Here is a 20,816-nt window from a genome sequence, read left to right on the forward strand (position 1 = left end):
TACAGGAAAAAGGGAGGCAATGAAACAAAGCCTTATTAGGATTCTGCTGTTTTCTTCGCACTTTCAGAATGAAGAATGCTATAGAGTAACATTACTCCTGAGCATAAAAAGATAAAGCTTGTGATGTAAAATACGGTAGAAATCTCGTAAAAACCGGCAATCATCCCACCCATCACCGGCCCAATCACATTCCCTAAGAAACGGAAACTGACGTTGTATCCAAGCACTTCTCCCTGCATGGACAAAGGGGCTACATTGCGGATATATGCAGTCATACATGGAATCAAGCCACCAACTACCATACCAAATAAGAAGCGGAATAGGACAAGCTGCCAAAGCGACGTGGCAAGCGCTTGAGGAATAAAGAGTATCGAACTTGCGAGCATAAGAATGACGATGACTTTGTCATGCCCGATGTTATCCCCAAGTTTTCCCCAATTCCGTGACGCTAACAAATTGCCGAAACCTGTAGCAGAGAATGCAAACCCTGCAAGTAAGGCGATATTTGTTGCGGTCCCACCTGTCAACTCATTCACATAAAGTGCAAGTAAGGGCTGAATGCTGAAATTAGCCGCTTGGATGAACATGGATAAGAACATAATCTTAAGCAACAGCGGTTTTTGTATGATGTATTGCAGTACTTCTTTCCGTGAATATTTCTTTTCTTTCTGATTTGCAGAACTTTTTTTCTTTTCCTTAATGCCGAACGCCACTAGAATAACAGCCAAATAGATTAGAGCTGATGTAAGGAAAAACGTGTAGGCAAAGCCGAAGGAATCCGCAAGCATACCGCCAATCAATGGACCGAGGAGTCCCCCGGAAACCGTACCTGTCTGCAGGGTACCGAGTGTTTTTCCTGCAATCTCTTTTGGTGCTTGAGAGGAGATTAAAGCCATGGAAGTCGGAATGAATCCAGTTGCCAATCCCATGAACATCCTAAGAATGAATAGTCCATGTACCGAATCCACTACACTCATCAACAGGATGCTTGTAGCAATACCTGTACCTGTTAACAACAAGATCGGCTTAAAGCCATATTTATCCCCAATTCGCCCCCAAATCGGTGAAACGAAAAACGCTGTGAGAAAGGTAATGCCAAAAATAAATCCTGACCAGCGCTGTACATAGGAATCAGAGTAATTCCCAAACGTTTCAATGAATAAGGATAAGAAAGGGAGAATCATAGTAGCACTAGCAGCAACGAAAAAGTTCGCAATCCACATAATGAACAAGTTTCGTCCTGATATGGAAATGATTGTCACCTTCTTCTAAAGTTTCGGATTATAAATATTTCGTATAACTAAATAATAACGCATCCACAGAAAAAATCAACAAAACGAACTTTATTTTTGGAAAAATGAGTGAATTACGTGCTAAAAATGTTATTCACCATGATATAATATAGTAATAAAATTCTGAAAATTAAAGAGGGAGGGGAACCATGAAGTCAACACCGATACATCTATTCATTGATTTTGAATTTACCATGCCGGAAAATAGAAATTATCCAAAAAATTTTTTCCCCGAAATCATTGAAGCTGGAATTGTAGCAGTAGAGAAAGATAAAATAATCCAACAATACTCGAAACATATTCGTCCATCCGCATTTCCAACCTTAACAAACAGATGCAAATCATTCTTGAATATTTCTCAAAGGGATGTTCATAACGGTGCGAGTTTTGAGGAATTGATCGATGTTTTGAACTCCTACAACGTCCAAGAGAGGGGAACGGTCGTAACATGGGGGAATATGGACATGAAGGTTTTAAGAAACAACTGTGAGTATCACGGAGTAACATTTCCATTGACGTGCAAGCATGTTGATCTTTCCATGGAATACAAAAAGTTCTTTGGTGACCAAAATCAAACAGGATTATGGAAGGCAGTGCAAGAATACGGAAAAGAAGGTACGGGAAAACACCACCGGGCCCTTGATGATGCACTGACGACATTTAATATCTTTCGACTCGTTGAAAAGGACAAAAGTTATCTTGCAAAACCGGAACCTACTACTATTGGAGATCGAATCGACCTTTCCAAGCTAATAAACAAATATGCCTTATAAAAAGCCAAATCCCTTATATAGGTGATTTGGCTTTTAATTAGTTAAGTTAGTTTATAATCCTTTTTTAGTATTGAAAAATTCTCAACGCTTCTTTTCGCCCAAAGGCTGTCGTCATTTTCTAGTGCTTGAGTGGCTGCAAGAAGCGCTATTTTCAAAGACTCTTTGTATTCAAGGACTTCTCCGTCGTAAAGCTTGACCATGTTTTTTGGAATGTTGGTTTGTTCATGGAAGGCCAGTGCCCGGCGCTCATGGAAGAGTGGAACGTCTGTTTCCTTAGGTGCATGCAAATCTCCCTGCTGTGGATGCTTCAATACGGCTTTTACTTTAACTAAATAGTGCATGGGGCGAATTTCCGTAACTTCCCCAATATATTTTCCAGTTTTATAAATCCCGGTTACGATGTTGCCAACCTCTATTTTCTCCATCATAAGTCCCCTTTCGTATTCAAATGATGATTTTTTTTGTTATATTTAGTAATATCTTGTTAAGTAAATAAAATATGGGGTGTGAAACACGTGAAAAAATGGATGATGATAACGGTGCTTGCTCTAGTTCTTATTGTATCAGGTTGTGGGACAAGTACAAATGAAGAAAATGCAACTAGCAATAAATCAACAAACGAACAGCAATCTGAAGAAAACGCAGGGCAAGAGACGCAAGATGAAGGAGCCGGAGAGGAAGTGGAAGTCGGTGAATTTCAACAGTTTACAAATACTAGTGAAACAATTCGTACTGTAGAAATAGAAACAACAAAAGGTAAAATGGTCGTAAATCTTTATCCGGATGCAGCACCAAAAGCGGTAGAAAACTTTGTTACACATGCAGAAAACGGCTATTACGATGGATTGACTTTTCATCGTGTCATTGAAGATTTCATGATTCAAGGTGGAGATCCACAAGGCACAGGCATGGGGGGAGAAAGCATCTGGGGAGAACCGTTTGAAGATGAGTTCAGCCGTGAAATGCTGCACTTCAGAGGAGCTCTTTCTATGGCGAACTCTGGACCGAGTACTAATGGAAGTCAGTTCTTCATTGTGCATGCAAAAGAGGTGGATGAGGCAACATTGGAGTCCATGATAAAAGCAGAATACCCTCAAGAAGTAGTTAATCTTTATGAAGAAAAAGGTGGAACACCTGGACTTGACTTTAGACATACCGTATTTGGACAAGTAGTGGAAGGCATGGAAGTGCTGGATGCTATCGCAACAGTAGAAACTGGAGAAGGGGATAAACCTGTGGAAGATGTCGTTATTGAAAAAATGACCGTAGTAAAATAAGGAAGTGTGTGTCAAGATTGTTTCCTTGCAGTAACTTTTGGTATAATGAGTAGGTTCATAACCTGTGAAAGGTCGTGTGGTAACGGTGTTTAATTCCTTTATGTTACAACTATTCTTATATTTTCCAGAAGATAAATCAGAATACATTCCTGCAGGGATAACCTTTACGGTTTTCTTTATTGCTGCTATTTTCGTTTTTCGCTATATCATTAAAGTATCTAAAAGAGAAAGTCAGAAGGCGGAAGCATTAGAGGAACAGTTACGAAGGGAAAAAGTGATTAAAGATTAATCATACCTACCAAAAGGCTCATTCACCGTTATAGGTGAGTGAGCCTTTTTTTGTTATAGAAAACATATTCCCCCACATTTTCGGGGAAACTTTGGTAAACGACTGATTGGAGGTCAGCTAGTTTATGCGAGTAAAAATATTTACCCTGACTACTCTAGTATGCTTAATACTGACAGGTTGCATGGAGAACAAGATAACGGCGCTTGATGTAGAGATATTTAATGGTACTGGAGACTCTCTTGGGGTTGCAAAGGTATCGGAAGATCCAAATGGCGTCAAGATTGAATTGAATCTAGAGGGGCTTCCTCCTGGAGAGCATGCCGTACATATTCATGAGAAAGGCTTATGTGATGCACCGGATTTCAAAACAGCAGGCAATCACTTCAATCCTGACGATAAACAGCATGGTCTAATGCATCCTGAAGGAGCACATGTAGGAGATTTACCAAATATCATTGTGGAAGATGACGGGACGGTCATTGCAGAATTAATGGCACCACAAGCGACGTTAGAAGAAGGAAAGACCTCTTTGTTTGGCAAGGATGGAACAGCTATTATCATTACAGAAAACATTGATGATGGCATGACTCAGCCTGCAGGTGACTCCGGAGAGAGAATAGCATGCGGTGTCATTACAAAAGAAGTTGCAGAAAAAAATGAAGCGGTAGAAGAACCAGTCGACGAAGCTGAGAAAAAATAAATTCCATCAAAGACACACTCAACAGGGTGTGTCTTTGTTATTGTTTAGGAAAAAATAATCGATTGTGGATAGTCTTGTCACCAGAGTAATTCTTGACGCCCGTATGAAGACCTCAGTGACAAGAAATCAGGAAGAGAGAGTCAGCTCGATTTACTTATCCTTTTCTTTTTGTATTATTAAAGAAATATTCGTAATCATATTGACATAGTTCATAGTTTTGAGATAATTTTAAATTTATAGATAAAGGGGGTTGCATCTTTGGAGATACTTTTAATTAGGCATGGGCAATCAGAAGCGGATATTCTGCAGGTTCATGAGGGGAGAGCCGACTATCCCTTAACAGAACTTGGCAGGATGCAGGCAAAGAGGTTGGCTTGCCGCTTAAACGAACATTGTCCTCCAGATATCATATGGACGAGTACATTAAAAAGGGCGGCTGAAACCGCCACGATATTGGCAGAAGAAGTGGGCTGCATGTTAATTAAAGAACCAAATCTTATGGAATTTAACAATGGAGTGTTGGCGGGCTTACCTAGAGAACTCGCAGCTACAAAATATCCATTGCCGCCGGGAGGAAGAAAACCTCATGAGAGAATTCAAAACGGGGAGTCTGAAATTGAATTTCGCATGAGAGTCGAAACAGCATTATCCAAAATCCTAGCGGAAAGTTCAGCTGTTGTGCGGATTGCTATTGTTTCGCATGGGGGGACCATATCAAATTTATTAAAAGCATTACTGCAATTACCTGTTCATACGAACATCAGGTTCCCGACAGGAGATACAGGAATGCATACTATTAGAAAAAATGATGAGGGATTGTCTGTTGTTTCGTTGAATTGTTCAGAGCACTTATATAATATGTAATCGGGTTATGCGAGCTAAGTGCTGCATAACCCTTATTTTTTAACACCGCTAATAATTTTACGCTAGAGCGGTTTTTAGCCTTAGGAGGCCTTCTTGCAGGGTGGCGTTTGTGCAGGCGACATTCATCCGGATAAAGCCGGTGCCTTCTTTTCCAAACTTGCTTCCGGACTCAACGGCAAGCTTTCCTTTATGAAGAAGAAGTCGCTTTAATTCTTCTTCTCCTAATCCCAGCTTCCTGCAATCAATCCAAAGCAGATACGTCCCTTCCGGCTTGCTTGCGTTAACACCAGGAATCTCTTTTTGAATATATTCCACGGCATAATCCATATTGTTTTCTATATGTTGCAACACTCCGTCAAGCCACAACTTTCCATGCCTGTATGCTGCTTCCATTGCGGAAACACCTAACATGTTCAACAAAAAATGGCCCTGCTTTTTCATGAAAAAGTCCAACTTCTCACGGAAAGAATCATTAGAAGTAACCATTGCGGCAGCCTGTAATCCAGCTATGTTAAAGGTCTTGGTCGGGGCGATACAAGTAACGGTCTGCATGGCAATGTCCTCAGAAAGGGAAGCGATAGGGTAATAGGTGTGCTTCTTGAATACTAGATCAGCATGTATGTCATCGGATACGATGATGACATGGTGTTTTACACAGATTTCACCAAGTTGCTTCAATTCCTCTTTAGTCCATACTGTTCCACCTGGGTTATGTGGGTTGCATAATAAAAGGAGTTTCACATCACCGTCTAATTTCGCTTCAAAATCTTGAAGGTTCATATGATAACGGCCTTTCCTATAATCCAGAGGACTAGTAACAAGTTTTCGGTCATTATATGTAACCATGTCATAAAAAGGATAATAGACAGGGGAGAAAACAATGACCTTGTCCCTTGGATTAGAAAAGGTTTGGATGGTTGCGCTAAGAGCTGGAACTACACCAGAAATATAGGTGAGCCACTCATGTTTAAGCTCCCATCCGTGTTGTTTGTAAAACCAGCTTGTAACGGCATCGTGAACGGATGGGGAAATGGCGGTATAGCCGTATATTCCATGCTGTGCTTTGTTCATAATTGCATCGGTTACTTCCTGTGGTGCCTTGAAGTCCATATCTGCCACCCACATCGGCAATACATCATTACTTCCAAATACACGGGCAGTTTCATCCCATTTGACACTGGAAGTATTTTTTCTATTGATGTTCTCATTGAAGTCATAGGATTTCATAACTGTTTGTCGCCTCCAATCAGTTTGACTCAAGTCTGCTAAACAATTTGTTAAAAACAAGGTATAATATGCAGTAAATGTTCTTGAAAGTAAGGTGAAAGTATTGTGATAAAAGCCACTGTAAATGTTAGATTGATGGAAAACCTATTGCAATGGGATCCGCTTGGATATGGTGTGGATGCCTATGATACAGAGTGTGTGGATGTAGTCCAAGCAGTGCATGAACTTGATGATATAAATCAATTGGCCAAAAAAATTCAAGATATTTATGAATTCTCTTTTGAACAATTCATTCCCTTGTCTCAATGTGTGGACAAGGCGAAAGAGCTAATGGTAATAAAAAATGAAGAGGATTCTTGTTCTTTATAATAAGGCTTGGAATCCAAATTGTCATGAAAGTAAGCTTCCACATAAAAAGGAGAAAAGCCAATTAGAGCTTTTCTCTTTTGTTTATGGTGAAGTTTGCAAAAAGTCGAGAATGTTATCATGCACATCTTGCGGCTTTTCTTCCGGAAGAAGGTGACCGGTTTTTTTGTAGGTGATCAACCGGGAATTTGGCAAGTCTCTATTAAGTCTTTTTCCAACCTCTAAAGGAACAACTTTGTCCTCTTCCCCCCAAATCAACAGGCTTGGTGTTTCAATCTTTCTTAATATCTCCGCAGCAAGATCGCCTTCCCGGTCGCGAATCATTCTAGTCAAGGCCACAAAAATTTGATCGTCATAAAAAGGCTCCGTATAACCAGCGATCATCTCGTCATCAATTAAAGAATGATCATATACCACGTTCAATAAATTTTTGATCGGCCCTTGTCTCGCCAGCCAATACTTCAACCAGATATAGAAATATGGGATTCGCGAAGAGTAGATGACAGAGCGTCGCATTCTTTTTAAGTAGCCTGAGCTACACAGCAGGACCACCTTTTCAACGAGTTCAGGTTTCTGATTGCTGATGTTTAAGGATATCTGTCCACCCATTGAATGCCCAATTAAAACTGTACGGTTAATCCCTAGTTTTTCAAGAAGGGAAATCACCACTTTCGCCATATTTTCATAAGAATAAACAAATTTTTTTGATTTCTCACTTTTGCCAAATGGGGGCAAATCTATCGCAAGAACAGTATATTCTTTCGTCAACAATGGAATCAAACGGCGAAAACTGAAAGAGGAAGAAAGAAATCCATGGATAAGAACAAGTGTCGGTTTATTGATAAAGGGAGAGTTAGAGTCATGGTGAAATTCATAAAACACATTGATTCCTGCAATATTGGCTGTAAATTGATTGGTGTGCATCTCTTTCCCTCCTGCGTTTGAATAGTTATAGGTATTTTAACCTCTCTTTGCTATTTCAAACCTGTGTATTTTTTTGAATGTGTTCTGTAAAATAATCGTAATACATTAAGGCGGAATATTTGCTATAATGAGTCAATGTTTAGTTGAAGGAGATGGGATGAGCGTATGAAATTAACGGAAAAAGAATTGGACTTGCTCCAAATAATTGAAGAAAACGGAAGAATGAATATAGATGTACTTTCCAAAATGGTGGAACTCACGGAAACTGAAACAGAAAATATGCTGCAGAGGTTGGAAGATCAGCGAATCATCGTTGAATATGGGGCGGTAATTGATTGGCGTAAGGTTGACAACTTTGAAGGTGTGACCGCGATGATTGACGTGAAAGTGACACCAAAGCGTGAGGTAGGTTTTGATGAGATAGCTAAAAATATATATCGGTTCCCTGAAGTGAAGTCTGTGTATTTAATGTCGGGGGCGTATGACTTATCTGTTGTAATAGAAGGGAGATCCCTTTCACAGGTGGCAAATTTCGTTTCTGAAAAGCTTTCCACCCTGGACTCGGTCATCTCGACGACCACCCATTTTATCTTAAAAAAATATAAACATGATGGTACCATCTTTGATCAGGGAGAAGATGATCGCCGAATTGTGGTGTCCCCATGAAAAACAGAGTAGCAAAACATGTACAAAAACTTCAGCCTTCTGGAATTCGTCGTTTCTTCGATTTGGCTGCGAATATGGAAGGTGTTATCTCCTTAGGGGTTGGCGAACCGGACTTCGTCACATCATGGGGTGTTAGGGAAGCTTGCATTACTTCTTTACATAATGGTCATACGTCATATACTGCAAATGCAGGATTGCTGGAATTAAGAAAAGAAATCAGCCGTTACTTGGTCGAACAATTCGAAGTAGAGTATAGACCTGAAAGCGACGTGATCGTCACCGTGGGGGCAAGTCAGGCGTTGGATCTCTCTATCCGTGCGATTGTTGACCCAGGAGATGAAGTGATTGTCATTGAACCTTGTTTCGTTTCCTATGCTCCGCTTATTGAACTGGTTGGTGGTACTGCTGTTAAAGTGGGAGCAGATGCGGAGAGAGGATTCAGCATAAACTTTGATGTTTTGGAAAGTGCAATTACCGACAGGACAAAGGCAATACTTCTGTGTTTTCCAAACAACCCTACAGGTACCATGCTTACAAAAGACGAACTAATCCGAGTGAGTCGTCTTGTAGAAAAGCATGATTTGCTGGTTTTATCGGATGAAATTTATGCAGAACTCAGCTTTGACGAAAAGTATACCAGCTTTGCCACTCTTCCTGGTATGAAGGAAAGAACGATCTTGATTTCTGGTTTTTCAAAAGGCTTTGCCATGACAGGGTGGCGATTGGGCTTTGTAGCCGGCCCGACAGACATTATAGAAGCAATGTTGAAAATACATCAGTATGCTATGATGTGCGCTTCAACCATGGCACAGTATGGTGCGATTGAAGCCTTAAAAAATGGTCGACAAGATATCGAGGCAATGAAAAAAAGCTATCGCAGAAGACGGAATTATTTTGTGGCTTCCCTTAACGAGGTGGGGCTGCACTGTCATAACCCTGGTGGAGCGTTTTATGCTTTTCCTTCTGTAAAAGGAACTGGACTTAGCTCACAAGAATTTGCAGAGAGATTATTGTTAGAGGAAAAGGTAGCGGTCGTACCTGGTAATGTATTCGGGGAAAGTGGAGAAGGGTATGTAAGATGTTCTTACGCTTCCTCTTTGGAACAGTTACAGGAAGCAATAAAAAGGATGGAGCGTTTTGTGAAACAATTTCTCTAGGACAAAAAAAGGGACCAAATCCAGCGCTTGGATTAGGTCCTAACAAAAGGGGGAATACTAGAAAGCCTTGATGGTATAAGTATTCCCATGAAATTTATTTTTAAAACCTGATTTTTAGAAAATTCTTTATTGAGTGCTATATTTTTTTTCGTACAATATTTGCATTACATGTAAGAAGTCTTCATCTGTATAATCTTTAGCTTTTCTAAGAATTAACTTGGCTCTTTTAATCCCTACTTCTTTTATCAATTCCTCCAGTTCCTGTAGAATTCTTGGAAGTAAAGGACTCTAATAGTTCGGAAGCAGGTACATCTAAAACCGTTGAAATTTTTAAAATGGTCTGCATGTCCGGAGTTTGTTGTCCTGCTTCATATTTTTCAATGGTGCCGGTTCCAACTCGGATTTTCAAGGCAAGCTCAGCAGCGGTCATTTTTGCACGTTCTCGATAAAAGCGGATGTTTTCCCCAATATTTCTCATTCCCGATTACCTCCAATGTAAGCAATTTCTTACTTTTATCATACCATGATTAATCTAGATAAAGTTTGAACATATTTTTACTCTTTCTTGATAAGTTTATTTTATTTAAAATAATTCATGAACATACGGTTATTTTCTTCATTCAAGGATATTAGTGACAAAATGCACAAATAATAAAAAGGACTCCAAGTAAGCAAAAAAGTATTTTTGATTAAATATCGGATTTGTGGTATAATCTTTTATTGCGTTCAATGTGTATAAAAATTAAATTATTTAGGAGTGTTTTCATGTCTGATAAATTCGAAATTGGAAGTGTATTAACTGGTAAAGTAACAGGTATTCAACCTTACGGAGCGTTCGTTGCGCTGGACGAAGAAACTCAAGGTCTTGTTCATATTTCTGAAATTACGCACGGTTATGTGAAAGATGTAAACGAACATTTAAAAATGGGCGATGAGGTTCAAGTAAAAGTTCTTTCTGTTGACGAAAAGTCCAACAAAATCAGCTTGTCCATCAAAGCTACTCAAGAAGCTCCTGCTGAAGCACCAGCAGCTGCTCCAAGAAAACCTAAGAAACGTCAAGCTACTGTAGTGAAAAACCACACAGAAGCAGCTCCTGGCGGCTTCAACACGCTTAAAGACAAATTAGAAGAGTGGATTGAGCAATCCAACCGTAACGACCTAATCAAGAAGTAATCTTGATTAAGTGCGAGAGACATCCTGTGAGGGGTGTCTTTTTTATATTATTAAAAATCTATAAACCCGTTAATTTCCGTTCCAGGCGCTTCGCTTGCCTGCGGGCGGTCCGTGAGCCTCCTCAGGCTTCGCCTTCCGGGGTCTCACCTGTCCCTCCCTCCCGCGGGCGTCTGCGCGCCTTCCACTACAATCAACAAGGCGACTTCATTTACTTAAGTGATAGTGAGAATTCATCAAACTGAGTTATCTGTAAAAGCACTAACACTTCGTTTTCTCTTAATTTCTAGCTGTGGATTGGAGCAAATGGCGGAGACACCAGCGGGGGAGTAACGGTAGGTTGAGACCCCGCAGGCGAAAAGCCGAGGAGGCTCAAGCACCGTCCCGCGGAAAGCGAAGCCATTTGCGGAAAGGAACAGCGATGTTTAACCAATACCCGAGGTACTTACATCATATAAAAAATGAAAACCGCCACAGAAGAGGCGGTTTTTTGTGGTTTATCGAGTTGTTCTTGGTTCGATTTCTCTTTCGTGCTGTTCTGATGGGACGAAAAGAAGTCCTAGGTTGATGAGTCCAGCAATTCCAACTAGACCGTATATGATACGGGACAAGGCTGCGCTTTGACCGCCAAAAATAGCTGCTACAAGATCGAACTGGAAGAACCCAATCAATCCCCAGTTAATAGCTCCGACAATAGTCAGTACTAGTGCGATACGTTGAATAGTACTCATAACATTCCCTCCTTGAGAATATAAGTGCTTTCCTCCATATATTTTGTAACTGAACAGAAATTATTCATTTATAAATTTTTTTTGAGGAAGCATCATAAAAGTGGATAGTTGTATCCTTGAAGCTAATTCTTTGCAAGCAAGGAAAAAATGATCCATAATCATGGCAAAAGGGAGGTAATAGTAATGGATAATTTTACTTTTTATAATCCAACAAAGCTAATATTCGGGAAAGGGCAACTAGAAACGTTGCCACAGGAAATTGGAGCTTACGGTAAGAACGTTCTTCTTGTTTATGGAGGAGGAAGTATTAAGAGAAGTGGTCTTTATGATGATGTAATCAATACTTTAAATAAAGCAGGTGCAAAGGTAACGGAGCTAGCTGGGGTGGAACCTAACCCGAGATTATCCACAGTTAGAAAAGGTGTCGAGCTTTGCAAAGAAAATCAAATTGACTTTCTTTTGGCAGTTGGTGGAGGAAGTGTAATTGATTGTACGAAAGCAATCGCTGCAGGTGCCAAATATGATGGAGACGTTTGGGATATTGTACTTAAAAAACAAATTGCAACAGAAGCATTGCCGTTTGGAACAGTATTGACGCTTGCTGCAACAGGCTCTGAAATGAATGCAGGATCTGTTATCACAAATTGGGAAACGAATGAAAAATACGGATGGGGCAGTCCTGTGACGTTTCCTAAGTTCTCCATTCTAGACCCTGTGAATACCTTTACTGTGCCAAAAGATCACACTGTATACGGTATTGTGGATATGATGTCACATGTATTAGAGCAGTACTTCCATCAGACAACCAACACACCGCTTCAAGATCGTATGTGTGAAGCGGTTCTAACTACTGTAATGGAAACAGCTCCGAAGCTTTTAGATAATCTGGAGAGTTATGAGCACCGCGAAACGATTCTTTACAATGGAACCATTGCGCTTAATGGTATGCTGCAGATGGGTTATCGTGGCGATTGGGCTACACATGGCATTGAGCATGCTGTTTCTGCCATCTATGATATTCCGCATGCAGGTGGATTGGCTATCCTATTCCCTAATTGGATGGAGCATGTCATGGATGCTAACCTAGGCCGATTTAAACAATTGGCTGTTAGGGTGTTTGGCGTGCAAGACAGTGGCTCAACAGACCAAGAAATTGCTTTAGAGGGTATTCGCAGACTTCGTGAATTCTGGTCAAGCCTTGGCGCTCCTACACGTTTAGCTGATTATGACATTGATGATAAAAATATCAATAAAATGGCTGAACATGTGATGTCACAAGGAACAGTAGGAAACTTCAAATCACTTTCACATGACGATGTCACTTCTATTTTGAAAGCATCACTATAAAATAAAAAAACTGGCAGAACCTGATACGGTTGTCTGCCAGTTTTTTTGTTTTATGCTTCAGTATGGACCTTTTGTCTTTTTTCTACTTCCTTTTTGGTTTTAGGGTGTTCTTTTGTCTTTAAATCATCCTGAACTGTCTTCTCCCAAAGAGGAACGTCTGTAAAGTAGGCTGCTCTTGATATGAGATGACCTGCAACAGGGGCTGTAATAAAGACAAACACAATTCCAAGTACCAATCGTGCACTAAAGTAATTATCTGCAAACCAGAAATATAGTAAAGCACCAACTAGAATCAACAAGACACCAAGTGTGGCGCTCTTAGAGGCTGCATGACTGCGGGTATATACATCCGGTAGTCTTATCAAGCCAATGGTCGTTACCAAGCTAAGAAGAGAGCCTAGCAGTACGACAATGCCAATAAATATGTTAATTGTCTCTGTCATACTCAATTATCTCTCCTTTTTGAAGGAATTTAGAAAACGCGACGGTACCTACAAAAGCAATGACCCCAATTAATAGTATTACTTCTAAAAAGGCATCTGTTCTTAACATGATAGAGGTGATAGCTGTGATGGCAATTAGGTTGATCCCAATAGAATCCAATGCCATTACACGGTCCGGTACGGAAGGACCTTTGATGACCCGATATACCAGTCCTAAAGTAGCGATGGAAATGATTATCAAACTGATGGATAGCAGTAAATCAAATGTACTTCCTACCATTTAACGGGTCACCTCCATGATAGCTTTTTCAAAGGTGTTTTTTATTTCTGCTACTGCCTGATCTGTATCTGGAATATTCATGGCATGGATATAAAGAATCTTGTTGTCATCAGATATATCCATTACCAATGTACCTGGAGTTAAAGTAATTAATAGGGAAAGCAAGGTTATTTCCCAATCACTTTTTAACTCTGTTGGCATTGCGAAGATCCCAGGTTCAATTTTTAGCTTAGGTCGCAAGATATCACGAATTACTTGTACGTTTGCAAGAACGAGTTCTCGTAGAAACAGGAAAAATAGTCTTCCGGCTGCTAGCACTCGTTCAAAATAAAACCTTCCGGGAAGAAACCTTCTCATTAAAAATAAGATAACAAGACCCCAGAAGTATCCAATGATGAAGTCCGGGAAGGCCCATTGGTTTTTAAGAAACATCCAACTGAATGCAATTACAACATTTATTAAAATTTGAAAAGCCATGCGAAACTACTCCTTTAAAACTGCTTGGATATAGATGGATGGATCCATCAATGTTTCTGCCGCCTCAAAAACGTATGGATATACGAATTCCGCTCCTAGACCAAGGAAAGCAGAGAGCGCGATTAAAATGACTGATGGATAGACAAGGCCCTTGGTTGTACCTTTTTCTTCTTTTGGACTTAATACTTCTTCCCTAAAGAAACAGTTCATGAAAATTTTCATAACAGAATACAATACCAGCAAACTACTGAAAAGCATGACTCCTACGAATAAATAATGTTCCTGTCCTAAACCGCCTTGAGCTAGAAGGATTTTTCCAACGAACCCGCTTAGAGGAGGAATTCCGGCAAGCGCAAGGCATGCTGTAAAGAACATCCATCCTAATAGGGGATGACGTTTAATCAAACCACCCATTTTCTTAATATTATCAGTTCCAGTAATGGTAAACATCGCTCCTGCTAATAAAAACAAAGCCCCTTTTATGACCATATCATGAACAAGATAATAAATCCCACCTGCATAACCTGTTTCTGTAGCAATGGGGACTCCGTAAATAATCACACCAACTGCTGTAACAATGTTATAAATCAATATCTTCTTAACGTCCCAGTATGCGATTGCTCCGATAGCACCAATAAGAATGGTGATAATGGCCAAAACAGCAATAATTTGATGAGTGATTTGCTGCTCGTGATAGAAAATTAAAGTAAAGATTCGATAGATGGAATACACACCGACTTTTGTTAACAAAGCTCCGAAAAGGGCCGTAATAGCGTATGGTGGCGCTTGATAGGAACCAGGCAACCAAAAGTATAATGGAAAAATTCCACCTTTTAATCCAAATACGATTAAGAAAAGAATAGCCACTACTGTCACAATGTCCGTTTGACCGGATTGTGCAATCTTACTCGAGACATCTGCCATATTCAGTGTTCCTACCAATCCGTACAAATACGCTAATGCTATGACGAATAAAGCAGAGGAAATAATGTTAACTAATAGGTACTTGATAGACTCTCTAAGCTGAATTCTAGTTCCTCCAAGTACTATCAATGCATAGGAGGACATTAGCATAACCTCGAAGAAAACGAACAGGTTGAACAGGTCGCCTGTAAGAAATGCTCCCATAACCCCTGTGATTAAAAATTGTGTAAATGCATAGAAGAAGAAGTTTTCTCTCCCACTGCCGATGTTACGAAAGGAAAAGAGGACGCAAGTGAAACTAACAATCACTCCTGTTAGTACAAGGAGTGATGCAAACATGTCTGCTACGAGCACGATGCCAAAGGGTGGTCTCCAATTTCCTATTTCCAATGTTTGAATGCCATTAAGATATACAGTATGCACAAGAACCATTGCAGCAATGGTTGTAGCCGATAATGAAATGACGCTGATCACTTTTTGAAGCTTCACCTTTTTAGGTATCAGCAATAATAATGTTGCTGTGATTAAAGGGATCAGTATCGGTAATATAACTAAGTTATTCATGATTTTCATTTCCCCTTAATTGATCCATATCATCTGTTTTTAGTTCTTGATAAGCCCTATAGGCAAGAACTAATAGAAAGGAAGTGACACCAAATGCAATTACGATTGCCGTTAAGATTAAAGCTTGTGGTAACGGGTCGGTATAAGCATCTGCTTCTTGGCCAAGTAAAGGTGCAGCCCCTCTTTTTAATCCTCCCATGGTCAATAACAATAAATGGGCTCCGTGGGATAATAGTGCTGTTCCGATAATAATTCGAAGAATGCTTCTAGATAACATTAGGTAAGTGGCGGTGGCAATCAGCACACCCGCTACAATTGTCATAATAATCTCCATTATTCACTCTCTCCAATCGTTTGAATAATGGTCATTGCAACTCCTACTACTACTAAATAAACACCCAAATCAAAAGGTAAAGTAGAAGTTAATGCAGTCTCCCCAAGTAGGGGTAACTCTACATATCCAAAGGTATGTGTTAGAAAAGGCACATCAAAGAAAAGAGCAATGACCCCTGTAATGATGGATATCATTAATCCCACCGCTGCAATCGATAGATAGTTAAATGGGAGTGCTGTTTGTATCGTTTTTTTATCAAAAGCAAGTAAAAGCAACACCAATGCAGCAGATGTCATCAATCCTCCAATAAATCCTCCGCCTGGAGTGTAGTGTCCGGCAAAGAAAAGGTAGACAGAGAAGATGAAAATGATAAACGTTAAAAGGGTAGTGGTGGTTTGTAAAATCAAATCATTTACTTTCACCCTTAACTCCTCCCTTCTTATCAGCAAGTCTTAGCTTTATCATGGCGTAAATGCCGAAAGCTGCTATGGTAAGTACAGCAATTTCAAATAAAGTATCAAAGCCACGGAAGTCAACCAGTATTACGTTTACCATGTTTTTTCCGCCAGCCTCTTTATAGGAAGCTGCTTCAAAATAACTAGAAATTGATTCGAAGAGCTTTGAGCTGTTAACGGAAAGACCGATAAAGATGACAACAAGACCAACACCGATGGAAATGATGAAATTGGTCACTTTAAAGCGAATTCTGTCCATCTTTTTTGATAGCTCTGGTAGATGGTAGAAACACAATAAGAACAGCGCGACCGAAACAGTTTCAACAATAAGTTGAGTTAATGCCAAATCCGGTGCCCTAAACAATACGAAGAACAGGGAAATGGAATAACCAACTGCACCAAGTGCAATAATGGCTGCTAATCTTGATTTTACAAATAGAATAGTCACCGCTGAAATGACCATCACAAGAGCTAGAATTACTTCATAAACTCCTGCTGGTGCTACATTAGTCAGATTCACGTTGAATGCATCCGTGGAAAATAGCAGGACTCCAAGCAATATGATCATGAATCCAAAAATCATAACAAGGTAATCACGGATAAAGCCTGTCATGTGTGATTTGGTAAAGGCAGAAGAACCTCTATCCAATGCCACTAATCCACCATCATACAATTTGTTAAGTGTGAGCCTCTGTGGGAACCAGTTGTAGATTTTTCCCCATTTTGCAACAGTGAGATAGAGAAGAACACCTACAAGAATTACTCCAATCGTCATAAATAACTCAGTATTAAAGCCGTGCCAATGATAAATTTTCACTTCCACAGACAAAACATTTGATGGAAGAATAGAATATAGAGCAGGTTCGATTACCCCTTTTAACAACATTGGGAAGAAACCGAAGATTACAACTAATGAAGCCAGTATGATTGGTGGAATAAGCATGCCAATTGGTGCTTCATGCGGCTTTTTATCCAGCTTCTCTGGCTGGTATTTCCCTGTAAAGGTTTTGAACACTAAAACCATGCTATAAATAAATGTGAATACACTTGCAATCCAGGCTAGCACTGGGAAAACCATACCGAGCGTTTCCATATTCCATGCGCCTATCTCAGTTGCTTGCAACATTCCGGTAAAGAACATCTCTTTACTTAAGAATCCGTTAAAAGGAGGCAAGCCAGCCATCGAAAAAGTACCGATGATCGCCAGAGTAAAAGTAATAGGCATTAAGTTCATCAACCCGCCAAGCTTTCGAATATCACGAGTTCCGGTTTCGTGATCGACAATTCCCACAACCATGAACAAGCTTCCTTTAAAGGTTGCATGGTTGATTAAATGGAACACCGCCGCAAGGGTTGCAATCGTATAAGCATTTTCCCCAATGTAGTCATAATGTGCTGCTGCACTCCCGATACCCAGCAAGGACATAATCAATCCCAGTTGACTGACAGTTGAGAAAGCCAATATTGCTTTCAAATCTGTTTGTTTAACGGCAGAGAATGATCCCCAGAACAATGTGACAATACCGAATCCTGATACAAGCCAGAACCATTCCGGAGCACCTGCGAAGACAGGACTCATACGAGCTACTAAATATATACCCGCCTTTACCATGGTTGCGGAGTGAAGATATGCACTGACAGGTGTCGGTGCTTCCATAGCGTCCGGCAACCAAATATGAAATGGGAATTGAGCTGATTTAGTGAAGGCACCAAGCAAAAATAAAAGAAGTGCCGGTACAAATAGTTCGTGACTAGTGATAACATCCACATTCGCGATGTTTTCTCGAATGCTGAACGATCCAGTCATCAAATATAAGAGGATGATTCCAGCGAGCATTGCGAGTCCACCAAACACTGTAATCAGCATGGACTTCTGTGCACCATAGCGTGATTTTTCGCGATGATACCAGTAACTGATCAACAGGAAGGAAGATATACTAGTCAACTCCCAGAAGGAATACATGACAAGTAGGTTGTCCGAAAGAACGACACCTAGCATTGCACCCATAAACATGAGTAGGTAAACATAAAACGTATTTAACGCTTCTTTTTCTTTAGATAGATAATAAATGGAGTAAAGAACGACCAAGGCACCAATCCCTGTTATTAAAAGGGCAAAGAGTAATCCAAGTCCATCCAGGTAAACAACAAAATCTATCCCGATAGAAGGAATCCATTTCATAGTGCTTGTGTAAGTTTCCCCATTCATAGTGGTGCTTAAGAATTGGAGAAAGTAAATGAACAAAACGAGTGGCAATACGAACGCAAACCACCCAGTATGTATGCTTTTGAAATACTTATGCGCAAAAGGCACAAGAATCGCCAACAAGAAAGGCGATAGAATCACTAAATGAATCAGTGACAAGACACAAACCTCCTCTGTTTCTTCTATAAATAATAGTATTCCCTTATAAACATAAGAAAACAACGTCAAATACCATTTTTTACTAAGATAGTGTCGCGCTATCTATTTGGTATCTGCCTCGTTGCATGTTAAAAGGAATAATTATTTGTAAAGAAAAATTACTAAATCAAATTATATACTAAATCATAAGCGCTTGCATCCTTACTGTTTGTTAGTATAGACCGATTTTGTCCTGCATATTAAATATGATAGAAACTAGTCAAAAAAGGCTGAAAAAAATTTTTTCCAATTGCATAAAATGTCGATCTTTTAGCCATCCTAGTCGTAGGTGGTGGTAGATATGGTGAAAAGAAAAGCAGCTGTTGCACTATCCATATTTTCTACTTTATTTGCTGGTGCATGGTGGTTGAGTGTTGAGCAAAAAAGAGATTATGTGGACCATTATTACAATGGAGATTCATCCATTGTGCTTATTGGATCTAATCAACAGGGAAGCTCGAATGTCATCCAACCATTTAAGCCACGGGAATACATCCGAATTGTCGTGGCGAAAAAGGAAACGGAAGAAGTCGAGGTAGAACCGACTTAATCATGAAGACAAAGTAAAAATTGAGAGCGGTTATACACTATGTATAGCCGTTTTCTTGTGAGAGTAAGTAAGAGGAAATGAAATATTTTAATTGTATCCGCTTACAGGACAGGGGATTCCTTGAATTATCGGACAGTATTATGTAAAGTGAAAATTGGCATGCAAATATGTTTTTTGGAGGTTATGATATATGACACATATTCGCTTTGATTATAAAAAGGCTTTATCTTTTTTTGGCGAACATGAAATTACATACTTACGTGATGCGGTAAAGGTTGCCCATCATTCATTACATGAAAAAACAGGGGCTGGTAATGATTACCTTGGTTGGATTGACCTGCCTACAGATTATGACAAAGAAGAATTTGCACGAATTGTAAAAAGTGCAGAGAAAATCAAAAACGATTCAGACATTTTGTTAGTAGTAGGTATCGGCGGATCATACCTTGGTGCCAGAGCAGCTCTGGAAATGCTAAATCATTCTTTCTACAACGTATTAACAAAAGAGCAAAGAAAAACTCCTCAAGTAGTGTTTGTTGGTAATAATATCAGTTCTACTTATATGAGAGATCTAATGGACTTGATTGAAGGGAAAGACTTCTCTATCAACGTGATTTCCAAATCTGGTACGACAACAGAACCAGCATTGGCTTTCCGTATCTTCCGCAAAATTTTAGAAGAAAAATACGGAAAAGAAGAAGCTCGCAAGCGTATCTACGCTACAACAGACAAAGCGCGTGGAGCTCTTAAAACATTAGCTACTGAAGAAGGTTATGAGTCCTTTATCATTCCTGATGATGTAGGAGGCCGCTATTCTGTACTTACGGCAGTAGGGTTATTGCCGATTGCGGTATCAGGAGCCGATATTGAAGCCATGATGAAAGGTGCAGCAGATGCAAGCCGTGACTTCTCTAAGTCAGAGTTGGAAGAAAACCCGGCTTATCAATATGCAGCTGTTCGTAATGTCCTCTACAATAAAGGAAAAACAATTGAAATGCTGATCAACTATGAACCAGGTCTTCAGTACTTCTCTGAATGGTGGAAGCAATTATTCGGAGAGAGTGAAGGGAAAGACCAAAAAGGTATTTTCCCAGCGTCTGCCAACTTCTCAACAGACCTTCATTCAATGGGTCAATATGTACAAGAAGGGCGTCGAGATCTTTTCGAAACGATTATTAAAGTGGACACTCCTCGTCATGAGTTGACAGTAGAAGAAGAAGCGGCTGATTTGGATGGCTTAAACTACCTTGCCGGAGAAACAGTTGACTTTGTTAACACGAAAGCATACGAAGGAACGCTACTTGCTCATACAGATGGTGGAGTACCGAATCTTGTGGTTAACATTCCAGCAATGGACGCATACACATTCGGCTATCTTGTTTACTTCTTTGAAAAAGCATGCGCAATGAGCGGATATCTTCTTGGAGTAAATCCATTTGACCAGCCTGGAGTAGAGGCATACAAAGTAAACATGTTCGCACTACTAGGCAAACCAGGATTCGAAGAAGTCAAAGCAGAACTAGAAAAACGCTTAAAATAAGCTAATATATATTGAATTATGAACTCTATAGCTGTTGCTTGGAGCAAAAGGCGAAGACTCCT

General features: G+C 39.9%; 24 protein-coding genes and 1 pseudogene. 12 read left to right on the forward strand and 13 right to left on the reverse strand.

Translation table 11 applies throughout. The annotated features are described in order from the left end of the window. Positions 1-35: 35 nt before the first annotated feature. Positions 36-1,223: an MFS transporter gene (locus tag LC091_RS12335; RefSeq protein WP_264179318.1), complete on the reverse strand. Its 1,188-nt coding sequence runs from the start codon at positions 1,221-1,223 to the stop codon at positions 36-38. 218 nt (positions 1,224-1,441) lie between these two features. On the opposite strand from LC091_RS12335, the gene kapD reads away from it, so the two are divergent. After that, positions 1,442-2,065: a 3'-5' exonuclease KapD gene (gene kapD / locus LC091_RS12340; protein ID WP_226682335.1), complete on the forward strand. Its 624-nt coding sequence runs from the start codon at positions 1,442-1,444 to the stop codon at positions 2,063-2,065. A gap of 41 nt (positions 2,066-2,106) precedes the next feature. Here kapD and LC091_RS12345 read toward each other — a convergent pair whose 3' ends face one another. After that, complete coding sequence (locus LC091_RS12345; protein WP_319003661.1) at positions 2,107-2,493, reverse strand: kinase-associated lipoprotein B; 387 nt, start codon at positions 2,491-2,493, stop codon at positions 2,107-2,109. An 87-nt stretch (positions 2,494-2,580) separates the two neighbouring features. Here LC091_RS12345 and LC091_RS12350 point away from each other — a divergent pair, with 87 nt between their 5' ends. The 4 genes from LC091_RS12350 to LC091_RS12365 all read left to right on the forward strand — a co-directional run bounded on the left by LC091_RS12350 (position 2,581) and on the right by LC091_RS12365 (position 5,195). Further along, positions 2,581-3,342 (forward strand): peptidylprolyl isomerase, encoded by a 762-nt coding sequence (locus LC091_RS12350; RefSeq protein ID WP_404819682.1) that lies wholly within the window; start codon positions 2,581-2,583, stop codon positions 3,340-3,342. Positions 3,343-3,442: 100 nt separating this feature from the next. Continuing rightward, complete coding sequence (locus LC091_RS12355) at positions 3,443-3,631, forward strand: hypothetical protein (protein WP_226682417.1); 189 nt, start codon at positions 3,443-3,445, stop codon at positions 3,629-3,631. Between the two features lie 124 nt (positions 3,632-3,755). Further along, positions 3,756-4,331, forward strand: coding sequence for a superoxide dismutase family protein (locus LC091_RS12360; protein ID WP_226682337.1), 576 nt, complete (start codon positions 3,756-3,758; stop codon positions 4,329-4,331). Positions 4,332-4,589: 258 nt separating this feature from the next. Next, on the forward strand, positions 4,590-5,195 hold the full coding sequence (locus LC091_RS12365) for a histidine phosphatase family protein (protein WP_226682338.1): 606 nt from the start codon (positions 4,590-4,592) through the stop codon (positions 5,193-5,195). 57 nt (positions 5,196-5,252) lie between these two features. On the opposite strand, the gene LC091_RS12370 is transcribed toward LC091_RS12365, so the two are convergent. Next, positions 5,253-6,422, reverse strand: coding sequence for a MalY/PatB family protein (locus LC091_RS12370; RefSeq protein ID WP_226682339.1), 1,170 nt, complete (start codon positions 6,420-6,422; stop codon positions 5,253-5,255). 105 nt (positions 6,423-6,527) lie between these two features. On the opposite strand from LC091_RS12370, the gene LC091_RS12375 reads away from it, so the two are divergent. Then, complete coding sequence (locus LC091_RS12375; RefSeq protein ID WP_226682340.1) at positions 6,528-6,791, forward strand: DUF1871 family protein; 264 nt, start codon at positions 6,528-6,530, stop codon at positions 6,789-6,791. An 81-nt stretch (positions 6,792-6,872) separates the two neighbouring features. Here LC091_RS12375 and LC091_RS12380 read toward each other — a convergent pair whose 3' ends face one another. Next, entirely contained in the window at positions 6,873-7,712 is an 840-nt protein-coding gene (locus LC091_RS12380; RefSeq protein WP_226682341.1) for an alpha/beta fold hydrolase, read from the reverse strand. Positions 7,713-7,877: 165 nt separating this feature from the next. Between LC091_RS12380 and LC091_RS12385 the strand changes: the two genes are divergently transcribed. Together LC091_RS12385 and LC091_RS12390 are read left to right on the forward strand one after the other, a co-directional pair. After that, positions 7,878-8,378, forward strand: coding sequence for an Lrp/AsnC family transcriptional regulator (locus LC091_RS12385; RefSeq protein WP_226682342.1), 501 nt, complete (start codon positions 7,878-7,880; stop codon positions 8,376-8,378). Continuing rightward, positions 8,375-9,535 (forward strand): aminotransferase, encoded by a 1,161-nt coding sequence (locus LC091_RS12390; protein WP_226682343.1) that lies wholly within the window; start codon positions 8,375-8,377, stop codon positions 9,533-9,535. The genes LC091_RS12385 and LC091_RS12390 overlap by 4 nt, the downstream gene beginning before the upstream one ends. A gap of 126 nt (positions 9,536-9,661) precedes the next feature. On the opposite strand, the pseudogene LC091_RS12395 reads toward LC091_RS12390, so the two are convergent. Further along, positions 9,662-10,013: pseudogene (locus LC091_RS12395) on the reverse strand (helix-turn-helix domain-containing protein). Between the two features lie 287 nt (positions 10,014-10,300). Here LC091_RS12395 and yugI point away from each other — a divergent pair. Next, entirely contained in the window at positions 10,301-10,708 is a 408-nt protein-coding gene (gene yugI / locus LC091_RS12400; protein ID WP_010196422.1) for a S1 domain-containing post-transcriptional regulator GSP13, read from the forward strand. 494 nt (positions 10,709-11,202) lie between these two features. Here the strand turns inward: yugI and LC091_RS12405 are convergent, their stop codons facing one another. Next, positions 11,203-11,436: a DUF378 domain-containing protein gene (locus LC091_RS12405; protein ID WP_010196416.1), complete on the reverse strand. Its 234-nt coding sequence runs from the start codon at positions 11,434-11,436 to the stop codon at positions 11,203-11,205. A 183-nt stretch (positions 11,437-11,619) separates the two neighbouring features. Here LC091_RS12405 and LC091_RS12410 point away from each other — a divergent pair, with 183 nt between their 5' ends. Then, complete coding sequence (locus tag LC091_RS12410; RefSeq protein WP_226682344.1) at positions 11,620-12,783, forward strand: iron-containing alcohol dehydrogenase; 1,164 nt, start codon at positions 11,620-11,622, stop codon at positions 12,781-12,783. 50 nt (positions 12,784-12,833) lie between these two features. Here the strand turns inward: LC091_RS12410 and mnhG are convergent, their stop codons facing one another. The 7 genes from mnhG to LC091_RS12445 are packed head-to-tail and all read right to left on the reverse strand — an operon-like array spanning position 12,834 to position 18,625. Then, a complete protein-coding gene (gene mnhG / locus LC091_RS12415; protein WP_226682345.1) occupies positions 12,834-13,226 on the reverse strand; it encodes a monovalent cation/H(+) antiporter subunit G in 393 nt (130 codons plus the stop codon). Next, positions 13,210-13,506, reverse strand: coding sequence for a Na(+)/H(+) antiporter subunit F1 (locus tag LC091_RS12420; RefSeq protein WP_226682346.1), 297 nt, complete (start codon positions 13,504-13,506; stop codon positions 13,210-13,212). Before LC091_RS12420 ends, mnhG begins: the two co-directional genes overlap by 17 nt. Beyond that, positions 13,507-13,983: a Na+/H+ antiporter subunit E gene (locus tag LC091_RS12425; protein WP_226682347.1), complete on the reverse strand. Its 477-nt coding sequence runs from the start codon at positions 13,981-13,983 to the stop codon at positions 13,507-13,509. A 6-nt stretch (positions 13,984-13,989) separates the two neighbouring features. Further along, the gene (locus tag LC091_RS12430; RefSeq protein ID WP_226682348.1) at positions 13,990-15,471 is read right to left on the reverse strand and encodes a Na+/H+ antiporter subunit D; all 1,482 of its coding nucleotides are present in this window, start codon (positions 15,469-15,471) and stop codon (positions 13,990-13,992) included. Next, a complete protein-coding gene (locus LC091_RS12435) occupies positions 15,464-15,805 on the reverse strand; it encodes a Na(+)/H(+) antiporter subunit C (protein ID WP_060665572.1) in 342 nt (113 codons plus the stop codon). The genes LC091_RS12430 and LC091_RS12435 overlap by 8 nt, the downstream gene beginning before the upstream one ends. After that, positions 15,805-16,227, reverse strand: coding sequence for a Na(+)/H(+) antiporter subunit B (locus tag LC091_RS12440; RefSeq protein WP_226682349.1), 423 nt, complete (start codon positions 16,225-16,227; stop codon positions 15,805-15,807). Before LC091_RS12440 ends, LC091_RS12435 begins: the two co-directional genes overlap by 1 nt. Continuing rightward, complete coding sequence (locus LC091_RS12445) at positions 16,214-18,625, reverse strand: Na+/H+ antiporter subunit A (protein ID WP_226682350.1); 2,412 nt, start codon at positions 18,623-18,625, stop codon at positions 16,214-16,216. Before LC091_RS12445 ends, LC091_RS12440 begins: the two co-directional genes overlap by 14 nt. Positions 18,626-18,965: 340 nt before the next feature. Here LC091_RS12445 and LC091_RS12450 point away from each other — a divergent pair, with 340 nt between their 5' ends. Both LC091_RS12450 and LC091_RS12455 read left to right on the forward strand, forming a co-directional pair. Further along, positions 18,966-19,214, forward strand: coding sequence for a hypothetical protein (locus LC091_RS12450; protein WP_226682351.1), 249 nt, complete (start codon positions 18,966-18,968; stop codon positions 19,212-19,214). Between the two features lie 190 nt (positions 19,215-19,404). Beyond that, positions 19,405-20,754, forward strand: coding sequence for a glucose-6-phosphate isomerase (locus tag LC091_RS12455; protein ID WP_226682352.1), 1,350 nt, complete (start codon positions 19,405-19,407; stop codon positions 20,752-20,754). The last annotated feature ends 62 nt before the right edge of the window (positions 20,755-20,816 follow it).

Origin of the sequence: Sutcliffiella horikoshii (assembly GCF_020524325.1) — a bacterium.
GTDB classification, from domain to species: Bacteria; Bacillota; Bacilli; order Bacillales; family Bacillaceae_I; genus Sutcliffiella_A; species Sutcliffiella_A horikoshii_D.

Excerpts from the sequence above, each read along its gene's own strand:
- LC091_RS12335 (WP_264179318.1), bottom strand. The coding sequence starts at position 1,223 with ATGTGGATTGCGAACTTTTTCGTTGCTGCTAGTGCTACTATGATTCTC.
- kapD (WP_226682335.1), top strand. The coding sequence starts at position 1,442 with ATGAAGTCAACACCGATACATCTATTCATTGATTTTGAATTTACCATG.
- LC091_RS12345 (WP_319003661.1), bottom strand. The coding sequence starts at position 2,493 with ATGATGGAGAAAATAGAGGTTGGCAACATCGTAACCGGGATTTATAAA.
- LC091_RS12355 (WP_226682417.1), top strand. The coding sequence starts at position 3,443 with ATGTTACAACTATTCTTATATTTTCCAGAAGATAAATCAGAATACATT.
- LC091_RS12360 (WP_226682337.1), top strand. The coding sequence starts at position 3,756 with ATGCGAGTAAAAATATTTACCCTGACTACTCTAGTATGCTTAATACTG.
- LC091_RS12370 (WP_226682339.1), bottom strand. The coding sequence starts at position 6,422 with ATGAAATCCTATGACTTCAATGAGAACATCAATAGAAAAAATACTTCC.
- LC091_RS12380 (WP_226682341.1), bottom strand. The coding sequence starts at position 7,712 with ATGCACACCAATCAATTTACAGCCAATATTGCAGGAATCAATGTGTTT.
- LC091_RS12385 (WP_226682342.1), top strand. The coding sequence starts at position 7,878 with ATGAAATTAACGGAAAAAGAATTGGACTTGCTCCAAATAATTGAAGAA.
- LC091_RS12390 (WP_226682343.1), top strand. The coding sequence starts at position 8,375 with ATGAAAAACAGAGTAGCAAAACATGTACAAAAACTTCAGCCTTCTGGA.
- yugI (WP_010196422.1), top strand. The coding sequence starts at position 10,301 with ATGTCTGATAAATTCGAAATTGGAAGTGTATTAACTGGTAAAGTAACA.
- LC091_RS12405 (WP_010196416.1), bottom strand. The coding sequence starts at position 11,436 with ATGAGTACTATTCAACGTATCGCACTAGTACTGACTATTGTCGGAGCT.
- LC091_RS12410 (WP_226682344.1), top strand. The coding sequence starts at position 11,620 with ATGGATAATTTTACTTTTTATAATCCAACAAAGCTAATATTCGGGAAA.
- mnhG (WP_226682345.1), bottom strand. The coding sequence starts at position 13,226 with ATGACAGAGACAATTAACATATTTATTGGCATTGTCGTACTGCTAGGC.
- LC091_RS12420 (WP_226682346.1), bottom strand. The coding sequence starts at position 13,506 with ATGGTAGGAAGTACATTTGATTTACTGCTATCCATCAGTTTGATAATC.
- LC091_RS12425 (WP_226682347.1), bottom strand. The coding sequence starts at position 13,983 with ATGGCTTTTCAAATTTTAATAAATGTTGTAATTGCATTCAGTTGGATG.
- LC091_RS12430 (WP_226682348.1), bottom strand. The coding sequence starts at position 15,471 with ATGAATAACTTAGTTATATTACCGATACTGATCCCTTTAATCACAGCA.
- LC091_RS12435 (WP_060665572.1), bottom strand. The coding sequence starts at position 15,805 with ATGGAGATTATTATGACAATTGTAGCGGGTGTGCTGATTGCCACCGCC.
- LC091_RS12450 (WP_226682351.1), top strand. The coding sequence starts at position 18,966 with ATGGTGAAAAGAAAAGCAGCTGTTGCACTATCCATATTTTCTACTTTA.
- LC091_RS12455 (WP_226682352.1), top strand. The coding sequence starts at position 19,405 with ATGACACATATTCGCTTTGATTATAAAAAGGCTTTATCTTTTTTTGGC.